Below are 11,862 nucleotides of genomic sequence, written 5' to 3'. Positions count from 1 at the left end.
ATTACATTAACCCTGAATGAACTGCCGCTGGGCCGTTTCAAAGAAATTCAAGAGGTTCTCGCGGGACGAAAATGCTGCCTGAGCAGATTGGTTGCTACCGCCCCCCTTGCCCTGAAACGCGCCCAGATTCTCTTTCAAAAACGCTCCGCAGCTAACAGATTGGGTACCGTTATGTGCCAGAAAGATTTTATTTTCGGCCGTTGTGGCAAATAAAACAAGCAAATCATGCTCAGCGGTCAACTTGGCAGCCAATTGCTGCATCTCCTGAATGGATTTTTGTTCAAATACATAAGCAAGAACATGCCCCTGTACAGCAGACAACAACTCTTTCGCCTGGTACGATGCATTTTCCTCTTGTAGGAGCTCTACTTGTGCCTTGAGCTGCTTATGCTCCTGCTCCCACTTTTCGAATCGAGTCAAAATATCCTTTCGCCCAGTATTGAACTTCGCAGATAACACGTCCAAAATCCGAACACTATCATTAAAGTCGTGGAGTGCGCGAGCACCACATTTGAAATGGATTCTCGCCATCCCTTTTTGCTTTTCCCATTTCAAGCATTTAATCATTCCAATTTCCCCGGTCTGAGCCACATGTGTACCACCGCAAGCATTATATTCAATGCCTTCGATCTCAACAATCCGAATATTTTCCGTCACTTTAGGCATTTTCACAAGCGGAATGTCCTTCAATTGCTCATGGGTTACAAAATAGCTTTTTATGCTGCGGTTATTGTAGATTTGCTGATTTACTTCCTGTTCGATTGCCGATAGCTGCGCAGATGTTACTTCCGAACAGTTGACATCAATTGTGGCGTACTCTTGTCCCAAATGAAAGCTTTCTGTACGCGCACCCAACAGCTCCAGGCAAACCGCTGACAGCAAATGCTGTCCGCTATGCTGCTGCATATGATCAAATCTGCGCTCCCAATCCAATTGGCAGGCCACTTTTCCCTCGTTCGGCAAACGTTCTACCTGATGCCAAATGTCCCCATCCTCCAGAACAACATCTAATACACGGATGCCCTGAATCGTTCCTGTATCACACGGCTGACCTCCGCCATGCGGATAAAAGGCCGTTTCCTCAAGCATAACAAAAAATGCCCCGTCTCTTTCCATGCTCTGTGTAATATGAGTGTCCCACTCCGTCAAATTTGGAGCGGTGTAATATAATTTTGTCGCCATTTCAGGTCCCTCACTTTTGGGTATCTTTGTCTTGTCTCGTCCGATAATCACTTATTATCAAGCACATCATTCTAAATATCAATGTAGTGAATAGCTTGAACCTTTAGCGATACAAATCGGTGATCTCTTTCCCCTCGCATAGATATATAAATTCTTTAATGCTCTATTATGAAATGATTAACCATAGGTATAAGCCCAGCAGGGTAATAAAAAGTGTAGGAATAGTTAAGACGATGCCTGTTTTGAAATAAGTGCCCCAAGAAATTTTTACGTTTTTGGAACGAAGTACATGTAGCCACAACAATGTGGCTAATGAACCGATTGGAGTTATTTTTGGTCCAAGATCCGACCCAATGACGTTAGCATAAATCAGTGCCTCTTTGACCATACTGGTTGCATGAGTGGCATTAATGGCAAGTGCATCAATCAAGACCGTGGGCAAGTTATTCATACTCGACGAGATAATCGCCGCAATAAAACCCATGGCCATGGTGGCTACAAACATACCTTGATCAGCAGCCGCTTGAATCACATGGGACAGCAGATCCGTCAAACCGGCATTACGCAGACCATACACCACCACATACATCCCGATAGAGAAAAATACGATGGCCCATGGAGCTCCCTTGATGACTTCTTTCATGGGTACAACAGGGCTTCTTCTAGCCATCAGCAAGAAAAGGATGGCAATGATACCAGCCACCACCGAGACGGGAATGTCAAAAAATTCGCATGCAAAGTAGCCAACCAACAATATTGTGAGAACGACCCAGGACATACGGAACATCTTTGGATCTTTTATCGCATTTGCAGGCGTGATTAACTGTGTCGCATCAAACGTTTTAGGAATTTTTTTGCGAAAAAAGAGATACAGTACCACGATACTAGCTGCTAAGGAAAACAGATTTGGTACAATCATACGACTCGCATATTCCATAAAACTGATTCCAAAGAAATCGGCTGACACAATATTAACGAGGTTGCTGACTACAAGCGGAAGCGATGTCGTATCTGCAATAAATCCGCTCGCTATGATAAAAGGAAATACCATTTTCTCATCCAATTTCAGTGCCCGAACCATCGCCAGTACAATTGGTGTCAAAATTAAAGCCGCGCCGTCATTGGCAAAAAAGGCAGCAACTACGGCACCCAGCAGGCTCACATAGACAAACATCCGGGTTCCGCTTCCACGGGCTAGCCGTGCCATGTGAAGTGCTGCCCATTCGAAGAAACCAATTTTATCAAGGACTAATGAAATCAGTATAATGGCGACAAAAGCTAGTGTTGCATTCCAGACCATTCGAGTAACTTCCCAAACATCATGCAAATCCACTACCCCCACCAGCAAGGCGAGTATGGCACCGCCGCACGCAGACCACCCAATGGACAGATGTTTAGGCTGCCAGATGACCAATACTAAAGTGACTAAGAATATAATGCATGCCAAAAAAATCAATGTTCTAAAAACCTCCATTACATTACCTTATAAATATATACTTATATAAAAACCGTTTATCCCTTGAGAAAGATAAACGGAACAGTCTTTAGCATGAACAGGCTGAGGAATCCGGCCCACAAAATGCAATCGGCTACAAACCTAGATCCAAGGTGTGACCCCTTTCGATTATATAACTAATGCTTACATACTAATAGTGCTCAATTTTAATATCAAGAACGCTCAATACTTATTTGTTCACCAATTGCAGAATCCAGTCTTTTATATCCACAATACGCAGTGTTTTGGGCCGTGTATTCGTTCCAGAAATAATTAGTGGAACAAGGGAATCTTTTTCGTGCAGCGATCCATGGGCTCCCCCTCCGATGTGAGTAGGGGAACTTTCGCTGACGAGTTCGTATCCCGGTTGGACCGTGACGACAACATATCTTCCCTCATGCGAATTCATTGCCCCGTGTAGCCTCGCCAAAATATCTGGATATTTTCCATATTGGATCCGGTTATTATTTACCGTAATATCCACAAGGTCCTCTTCGCCCGATAATGTCCACGATTGTCCATATTCATCCATATATTTTCCACCGGGACGATAAGAAAACAATTTACCCTTTTTGCCTTTTGTAACATGAATATGGTTTGTACCATCTCTCATAGCGATAATGTCGAGCTTGTTCTCCTTTTGTAAAGACTTCACCACATCGGATAACTCTACGTTATCGTTTATTGCATAGATATAGGCCATCCGTTCATTAGCGGCAATCACGATCTGGTCATCACTTCTTACGGGTTGATTTAATTTTGCAATACGGTAATGGCTTAAAAGAGACCTTAAATCAACAGTCGCTGCCTGTCGATCATCATATACAGCGCTTTGCGCACTGTCGCCCATGACAATCCATATCGCACTGTTTACAGCCTCTTCCCACGAACCGTATGCGTTCAACACAGTTTGTAGTGCTTGATCGGCTTTTTCAATTCCCTTCAGTTGAGTCGGGCCTTTTCTATGCGCCAAATTATCATTCTCAGGAAAGTATGTGATGGTTACGTTTGGAAGTTTTTTCTGACTGATTAGAAAAGCGGTATCTTTTGCGGAAAATTCGTCGTTCATCCCGAATTTTTTCCACACAGGAGTATTCCAGCTATTTTTCGGATTCAATTGTGCCAGAGCTGCATAGGATAACCATTTAGGCCCGGTGACTATCATTTGTTCTGGCACTCTACTGCTATTCGCTATGAAGTCAGGCACTTTGAGGGCATGTTTCGTTCTTCCTCTAAAAACAATAGCATTGATGGACGCGGATTCTTTTCCTTTGTCAGCTAATTCTTCATGTATTGTTTTCGTTTTTTTGTTCAATTGAACTTGGTTTAATTGGTATATAGCGTCATTAAATACTTGCAGTTGATCTATCTTTAAGGCTTCTTTGGCACCATTGCCGTAGAGAATCATGCGTTTCTTTTGGTCGCTGTACCAAACGAGACCAGGCACATGATGTTGGTCAGCATACGTTCCCGTTAATAATGTACTGTCGATTGTTACAGACATCGTGGGAAATGAGCTCACTACCTGCGGGAAATATTGCCCTTGATGAAGTAGAAATCGCATTGCGGGTGCACGGCCTTCTTGAATTGCTTTTTGCAAAGGCTTATCCATTAAAGAATCAATCAAGATCACAATGACAGGTTTTTTGCCGTTTTGCTTTACTGTGATATGTGGGTTCACGCTCTGTTGCTTTAGCTGTTGACTGGAGTCCGCTCTACAGCCCAAGATCAACAACAATAAACTTAGCACTAGTACAATGGTAACTTTATTTTTTATGCCCATGTGTGTGTCCCCTTCTTAGAAAAACAGTCCTCTTGATCCTCTTATTTTTTCTTGCAGTAAAAAAATTATTCCTACATTGGATCATCGAAAAAAAAGGGGTCTCATGCAATCAAAGTTACAACTCCATGAATTTTTTGAATCTAATAAGCCAAATTTAAGATCAAAACCATTCAGGGAGAGCATAACAATGACTACTACAAGCATAAACGGATACTCGATGCACTATATTGATTCCGGTGAAGGAATGGCCATCCTATTTATCCACCCTCCAGTACTCACAAGTTTAAATTTCACATACCAAATCCAAGGACTATCGCCCGATTTTCGAACTGTAGCTTTTGATATCAGAGGACACGGTAAAAGTCAACCTTCCGAACAAACGGTTACTTACCCTCTCATCGCCCAGGATATTAAACATTTGATGGACCGGATGAGCTTGGACAAAGTTTTTTTGTGTGGATATTCTACCGGCAGCTCGATAGTACTTGAATTCCTCTTGGCTTATCCAGACCGAGCATGGGGAGGCATTGTTATCAGTGGAATGTCGGAAGTAAACGATTGGCGCCTAAGAAACAAAATTTCTTTGGGCATTGCTCTTTCCAAAATCGGCGCAGTCGGTACGATTGCGCTTTCGATTGCTTGGTCACAAACGAAACAGCTACCTTTGTTCCGTAAGTTATTCAACGATGCGAAGCAGAGCCATCCCGGGAATGTCGAACAATATTATCGTTACAGCTTGAAGTATAACTGTACCTCACGGCTCGGGGAAATCCATCTTCCTGTCCTGCTCGTTTATGGTGAAGAGGATAAACACTTTCATCCTTATGCCAACATATTGCATCAGCAATTACCGAAGAGTGAGCTTGTTTTCATTAAAAAAGCCGATCACCGCCTCCCTACGAAGACCGCTGGAACATTGAATGAACTGATCAAGCAGTTCATAGATCGCTTCAGTGAAAATAACTTATAATATTTTATACAATGTAAATATACAAATTATGCTAAAGTCATATATAGTTTAGGTTGGATAGGTATGTAAGTTCTGCTTCTAAATCTAAAGGGGTGTAAAAATGAAATGCTAAAGCGTATTCAAAATCTTTTCTTTATCCCTAACTACCCGCTATTTATGATCTGTATGTTATTGCAAGGCATGGCTATTTCTATAAGTGCACCTTTTTTAGCTGTATATTTTACAAGTACACTTGGCGTATCTGTGGGAACCTTTGGTGTGTTTACAGCGGTGACTTTGATTTGTGGTATATGGATAAGCTCCCTTATTGCCAAACGCTCCGATACCGGGTTAGATCGCAAACAAATTTTAGTGATTTGTACGTTATTTAATGCCATAGCCTTTGCAGGATATCTTGTAATCCAAAATTTTTATGTACTTTTTATTTATATGACTGTCTTTACGGCAATTGGCGCCCCTGGGATGCCACAGTTATTTGCCAGTGCACGTGAGGCGGTAGATCGCAGTAAATCTGCGGATCATGCCTTTGCGAATTCAACGCTTCGTTCTATGTTTTCTCTTGGCTTTATTACCGGGCCGCTCTTTGGTTCCTTCTTGATTGCACATACGGGCTTTAAAGGTATTTTTGTCGGTACGACCTCTATTTTTGTACTTATTGCCGTTCTTCTATTCTTTTTTATCAAGCAGCCTCCTGTTCAAGCTAAAAATAAGGATCAACTTTCACTTCATCACATTTCATTACATAAAAATATTAAAATTCTGATTCCTTTTGTAGTTCTTACTCTGCTTTATACGTCTCACTGGATGAATAGTTTGAACATTTCCTTGTTCATCATCCACAATTTAAAAGGTGACACGAATGACGTTGCCCTAGTATCCAGTATTTGCGCAATCTTAGAGATACCCTTGATGCTCATGCTGGGCGTACTAGCGGCCAAATACTCCAACCGTTTGCTTATATTTTTAGGGGCTCTAACAGGCGTTGTCTATTATCTCCTCGTCCTTATGTCTACGGAGATGTGGCAGCTATTCGTGGGACAGCTTCTTCTTGCCTTCTTTGTTGCAGTGATATCAGCCATTGGTATCAGCTACATGCAGGATTTATTGCCATCTCTGCCCGGATATGCCTCGACACTGTATTCCAATGCGACAACGATCGGAAGACTGGCGGGGAGCTTGATGGGCGGATTGTTCGCTCAATGGATGGGTTATCGAAACTCCTATTGGGTATGCTTATTCCTGATCCTCTGTTGCCTTGGTCTGCTCGCGATTTCAAAAAAATTAGAGTTTCACAACTCGGCTACTCTACAAGAAAGAAATCACAGTCTATAGGACAGCACCAATACAAAAAGCAGCACGTAATCTGGACGAGAACCTGAAGTCCGTTTACGTGCTGCTTTGTTATGCTATCATGCCATGCATGGTCCAGATTGGTTACATCGTAAGCCTCCGCACACGCACCCTATTTTTCTCGCATCCTATTTTCTTATAGTAGAGAAACGACTCATAATTGCATCAGCCGCATACGTATAACCGCCAGCCTGACGTAGTGATTGGCCAATTACATGCGCCTGTTGTTTATAGATGGCTTGATTTAAAACCTCTACCAAAGCAGCTTTTAAGATAGCGGGTGTAAGCTCATTTTTATTCACAGCAATACCCGCTCCCAGCTCTTGTACCCGATTGGCCACGATCGGTTGATCCGATGTCATGGGAACCAGAACCATCGGCACGTTGTAATACAAGGCTTCGCTTGCACTGTTCATTCCCCCATGTGTAATAAAGGCATCTACACGCTGAAGCATTTCCAGCTGCGGAATATAGGGCTTGATCATAAAATTGTCCGGGATATTGTCTGCCAATAACTCCATCTCCGCATATTGGCCTGATGAAAGTACAAATTGCACAGGCAAATCGCGAAATGCTTCAAAGCAAAGCTTGTAAAACTCCAAATCTCTATTAAGAATAGTTCCCAATGATATATAAACAACCTGCGGATACAAAGCACGAAGCTGTTCGAACGGAAAAGAGGGTGCATCTTTACGAGGTACAATAGATGGACCTGCAAAAATATAACTATCATCCAGCTTTTCAGCTTGCGGTTGAAAATAACGGCTTGTATACACGACCTTTAGGCTGTGGGAATGTGAATCGAGTTCATCCATAGCGGGGACGGAAACCTGAAACTCCTCAGCTAATTGATGTACTACTTTCATGGTGTCATCATAAAGCTCTCTCACTTTTATGTTATTATCATCCCAGCCTTGATCAGATCCCAGAGGCTCTACGAAAGCAAACGAACAGATCGTGCATACCGCAGGTATTCCCAGCCTCTCTGCTATAATTTTGCCTCCCCAACCCATCAAATAGTCATAAATCAAATAATCATACACCTTATTTTCAATTGCTTTCATGACCTTTGGAATAATCGGTTCAATCAAACCTTTAACGATCATATTCACGAATTGATAATGATGTTTATATTCAGCCGGCTTTAATACAGGATTATGAATAAATGCATCCACACTAAATGAATAGGTGATCAGGTTTACTCCCGTTTGTTGAATTCTCGTACCAAATTCCTCTGAACACACATAATCCACTTCTTCACCTCTGTCAACCAGCTGCTTCACTAATCCTAAGGACGGATTAACATGGCCTTCAGCAGGCGTGATCATAACCAACACACGTGCCATCCTACACCTCCAACATAATAATATGTTCAACTAAAAATAATTGTAGGTTTTTTCATGATGATTACGAACAAGATGTACATTAGACTCGAGTTTATTACCACCTGTTATGCGCCTAAAAATACATCTCCTCTTCAATATATAAAATATTTACTATAAAAACAAATTGTTTAAATTTTAGATTATGTATGTACCACATCCAAGTTTGCTCACAAACACGACAGAAGCGGAGGAAACGCTTGAAGCGCATCCCCCGCTTATCTATTGAACATCAAATTTATAGACGCCAATTCCAATGATCTGTCCCGCTCAGAACAGCTTCAACAGTGTACTGGTTTGCTTCGTCAGCTGTAAGCTGTTTGGCCCAAGGTACACGCCCGCTACTTCCTGCACCTGGCCCAAAGTTGTCGAACTCTCCAAATCTTGCGGTCTGCTCATTGGATTCCTTCCCCCAATTGTTCCAACCACCCGGCTTGATATGGTCATCCATATAGGTCTTCAAAAAAGTAACATGAGCGTAAGGACGCCATGGTCGCCCAAGATCCACCTTGCCTGTCAAGCCAGCTTCGGTTGTCAGACGACACTGAGTAAATACAAAACCTGGCTGGTTCTCTTCTGTTGAAGCTGCGGTTACGTATCCGGCACGCAGGCTGTGTATGATCGAATTATCAAACACAGCAGGTGCATTGCCAAATATAAAATCCACACTGCCACTGATGTAGCTGTCCTTAAAATACTGTCTGCCACGGTTTACGAGCAAAGTATCCTGTAGGCCGGTAATTTTGACATTATGATACTTGCCACGATCACCTTCGGCATATAACGCTACAGCCTGCACCTGCCCGGTCCCTTCTGTGTTGGCGACCGTCACATTTTCCATCACAAAGTCAGGACTTTGCACACGCATGGTATAGCTGTTGCTCGTTCCTAATTCTTTCCCGTCCACTATGGTCTTGGCTGTATTATCAAAAGCAATGATCGTTTTGTCCCGATCTTCTCCGATAATGCTCAGATTTTTTTTGGAGGAATTCACCTTTATTTTTTCACGGTAGGTACCGTTTTTGAGATGGATAATAGTCCTTGTGTTGCTGTTGTCAGGGACTGCATCAATAGCTGCCTGGAGAGATGTATAGTCAGCAGGGCCATAGGTCGATACAACCACACTAGTGGGAGAGGTTCCTCCTGAGTCTGTTAGCTTGCGAACCTTAACATTGCTGAATTCCGACGTATTGTAATTCCATACATCGTTTTGTTGTTTGGATGCATCGGTAGCTAGCCCGAACAGTAAGGGTTGATTCTCTGGAAAGTCCACGACTGCTTCACCCACTTTTTCCCAATTTGTTAGACCATCGGCGGATATCCATCCGGTCAGCTTTTGCCCGTTTCTCACCAGACGAACCGAATATGGCGTTGTAATAAATGTTTCCATTGACGCGCGCTTGGTTTTACCATCTGTTTGATCACGACTAATAAGAGTCCCCTGTTTACCATATTTAACAAATGCTAAAGACATAAAGGCCATTTTTGATCCAGGCTTCAGTGATTCACGAATCATTACACCTGCTTCGGCATTATCGTCCACAGGAGTAATCTTCTCCACACGGGCTGTAATTTCACCGTCTCCCTCCCATTTCTGATAAGCATAATGGAAAAGATCAGCCTGACCGTCAATGTCTCCCGCCGATTTCAGTCGTATGCTGCTGCCGTTTGCATCTTCTTTTAATACCTGAGTATGCCCTTTGATATAGCCATCGTTGCCCTCAGAGCCAACCTCTTCGCTGAGCCAGCTTCCCGTTGGTACAGTCGTGTTGACGTGGATAGTGACAGGATTGGAAAATGCAGCAGTTCCCTTGCGGTCTGTCACCCGTGCAATAATGTAATGGGTGCCGTCCGTCACATGATTCCAGCTGATTTGATAAGGCGCATCCTCTACTTTTCCAGCAAGTTTGCCGTCAATGATAAATTCAACGTGGGCAATGCCATCTTGGTCCTTGGCCGTTGCAGTTATGGTCGCATCACGTCCGGCTTCCAAAATATCGTTATGCTTCAGCGAACGTCCGCCTTCATCCGACACCTGAACGACGGCCTCCGGATTATCTACCCCACTTCCATTGGACAGCTTCTCAATGAGATCATTTAAATAGACTTCCAGATTCGTATAGCCCTTGGCAAAATGAGCATACTCGCCTGTGCCGGCAAGCTCCTGACCGTTGCGGTCGTCTGCATTTTTGGGGTCCAGCCCATGGGCACGTTCCCATTCATCCGGCATGCCATCATGATCACTGTCAGTAAGCTCCGTGTTGGTTACGCTATAATCATCGTAAATCCAGCCTGCCTCACGCGGGGAGTTGATAAACGCACCCGTTCCATTCTTCACATCATTCATAATGCGGGCGTCCACCGCATCTCTTCTTGGCAGCGTGGCTCCTGAACCAGCAAGCACCTCAGTGTATGCGGTCTGTGCATCTGTCGCTTGATATGGACCATACGCATCCGGTGAAATCCCGTTGTCGTATTCCCCTCTGACTTCAATCGGTTCTGCCAAACGAGTGGAAGGGTCAATAATCGATCCAATGGATGTTCCAAGCTGCCAGTTGTCCTTAGTAACCGATTCGTTGCCGTACATGTAGTTGCCACCAATAAACATGCGTGTTTTATATTTTTTACTTCCCACGTCTACAAAGATTTGACCGCGAACATCCTTATATGTGTTGGGGCCATACTTATAATAGTTATTCAGCACATTATACGATCCTTCACCACCACCGTATGAAGAGAAAAATCCCCAGTTATAAATGACATTATTGGTCATTTCCACAGCGTCGATTTGTTTTTTATCGGTTGGGAAACGCGGGTTGCGGCTTGCATTGTGTGCCAACAAGTTATGATGATAGGTGGAATTTCGACCACCCCATATGCCGCCATAGCCGTGGCGACCTTTTTGGTGTGTGGTCATTAGCATACTTTCGGACGCAATGGACCATTGTACCGTCGTATTTACGTTATCGTACAGACTCAGTACCTCATCCACAGACCAGCTAAAGGAACAGTGATCAATCATAATGTTTTTATGATATCTGGATCCTAATGCGTCATCCTCACTGGGGTAACGGTCGGTTAATCGAAAACGCAGGTAACGGAGAATGACGTTATCTGCATCAATCCCTGTCGTGTAATCGCTTACAGTTATACCATCGCCAGGAGCTGTCTGACCCGCAACCGTCAGGTTGTTGCCCAGGATTTTAAGTGGCTCCTTAAGATGAATGGTTCCACCCACCCGGAATACGACCGTCCGATTATCGGAGCTGACCGCTGCACGAAGAGATCCGGGGATCACCTGCTCACCTATGCCGTAATCCTCCAACGTGGTAACTTCGTAAACTTCACCTCCGCGTCCACCGGTAACATATTTACCGCCACCTTCAGCCCCCGGAAACGCCGGAATATTCGTCGCTATTTTTTCTACTTTTGCCATCTCTGTCCCGACCGCAGTCTCTGCTTGAATCAGTGGTGGGCACAAAGTCAACAACAATGAACCCACAACCACATTACATAGCACCTTTCTCCATGTACGCTGCTTGCTCATATTCTGTTTCCTCCCTAAGATTTTCTTTCACACCAGCGCATACTTTTATAAAAGAATGATCCGAGACGTTCAGAAGTGTTTTCACCTCCTTTCATCAATCTTTTCTGCTTTTACCGTTGGCAGGTGTCATATATACTATGGATATATGAATGC

General features: G+C 43.6%; 7 protein-coding genes. 2 read left to right on the top strand and 5 right to left on the bottom strand.

Annotation, left to right across the window (positions count from 1 at the left end):
• Positions 1–6: 6 nt before the first annotated feature.
• The 3 genes from KSP24_RS17565 to KSP24_RS17555 form a co-directional block, all read right to left on the bottom strand.
• Entirely contained in the window at positions 7–1,182 is a 1,176-nt protein-coding gene (locus KSP24_RS17565; protein WP_216976053.1) for an alanyl-tRNA editing protein, read from the bottom strand.
• A 166-nt stretch (positions 1,183–1,348) separates the two neighbouring features.
• The gene (locus KSP24_RS17560) at positions 1,349–2,638 is read right to left on the bottom strand and encodes an arsenic transporter (protein ID WP_302054368.1); all 1,290 of its coding nucleotides are present in this window, start codon (positions 2,636–2,638) and stop codon (positions 1,349–1,351) included.
• A 229-nt stretch (positions 2,639–2,867) separates the two neighbouring features.
• Complete coding sequence (locus KSP24_RS17555) at positions 2,868–4,460, bottom strand: alkaline phosphatase family protein (protein WP_216976051.1); 1,593 nt, start codon at positions 4,458–4,460, stop codon at positions 2,868–2,870.
• 187 nt (positions 4,461–4,647) lie between these two features.
• On the opposite strand from KSP24_RS17555, the gene KSP24_RS17550 reads away from it, so the two are divergent.
• Together KSP24_RS17550 and KSP24_RS17545 are read left to right on the top strand one after the other, a co-directional pair.
• Positions 4,648–5,430, top strand: a complete 783-nt coding sequence (locus KSP24_RS17550; RefSeq protein ID WP_216976049.1) for an alpha/beta fold hydrolase — start codon at positions 4,648–4,650, stop codon at positions 5,428–5,430.
• A gap of 105 nt (positions 5,431–5,535) precedes the next feature.
• Positions 5,536–6,762 carry a sugar efflux transporter gene (locus KSP24_RS17545; protein WP_216976047.1) on the top strand — a complete coding sequence of 409 codons (1,227 nt, stop codon included), beginning with the start codon at positions 5,536–5,538 and terminating at the stop codon, positions 6,760–6,762.
• Between the two features lie 146 nt (positions 6,763–6,908).
• Here the strand turns inward: KSP24_RS17545 and KSP24_RS17540 are convergent, their stop codons facing one another.
• Together KSP24_RS17540 and KSP24_RS17535 are read right to left on the bottom strand one after the other, a co-directional pair.
• Positions 6,909–8,126: a macrolide family glycosyltransferase gene (locus tag KSP24_RS17540; RefSeq protein ID WP_216976045.1), complete on the bottom strand. Its 1,218-nt coding sequence runs from the start codon at positions 8,124–8,126 to the stop codon at positions 6,909–6,911.
• 274 nt (positions 8,127–8,400) lie between these two features.
• Positions 8,401–11,709, bottom strand: coding sequence for a pectinesterase family protein (locus KSP24_RS17535; RefSeq protein WP_216976043.1), 3,309 nt, complete (start codon positions 11,707–11,709; stop codon positions 8,401–8,403).
• Between the last annotated feature and the right edge of the window lie 153 nt (positions 11,710–11,862).

It is taken from the genome of Paenibacillus sp. AK121 (assembly GCF_019042715.1).
Lineage (GTDB): Bacteria > Bacillota > Bacilli > Paenibacillales > Paenibacillaceae > Paenibacillus > Paenibacillus polymyxa_C.
This window is presented reverse-complemented; position numbering and strand designations above follow the sequence as displayed.

What these genes read in the sequence shown, in the direction of transcription:
- KSP24_RS17565 (WP_216976053.1), bottom strand. Translation starts at nt 1,182, where the DNA reads ATGGCGACAAAATTATATTACACCGCTCCAAATTTGACGGAGTGGGAC.
- KSP24_RS17555 (WP_216976051.1), bottom strand. Translation starts at nt 4,460, where the DNA reads ATGGGCATAAAAAATAAAGTTACCATTGTACTAGTGCTAAGTTTATTG.
- KSP24_RS17550 (WP_216976049.1), top strand. Translation starts at nt 4,648, where the DNA reads ATGACTACTACAAGCATAAACGGATACTCGATGCACTATATTGATTCC.
- KSP24_RS17545 (WP_216976047.1), top strand. Translation starts at nt 5,536, where the DNA reads ATGCTAAAGCGTATTCAAAATCTTTTCTTTATCCCTAACTACCCGCTA.
- KSP24_RS17540 (WP_216976045.1), bottom strand. Translation starts at nt 8,126, where the DNA reads ATGGCACGTGTGTTGGTTATGATCACGCCTGCTGAAGGCCATGTTAAT.
- KSP24_RS17535 (WP_216976043.1), bottom strand. Translation starts at nt 11,709, where the DNA reads ATGAGCAAGCAGCGTACATGGAGAAAGGTGCTATGTAATGTGGTTGTG.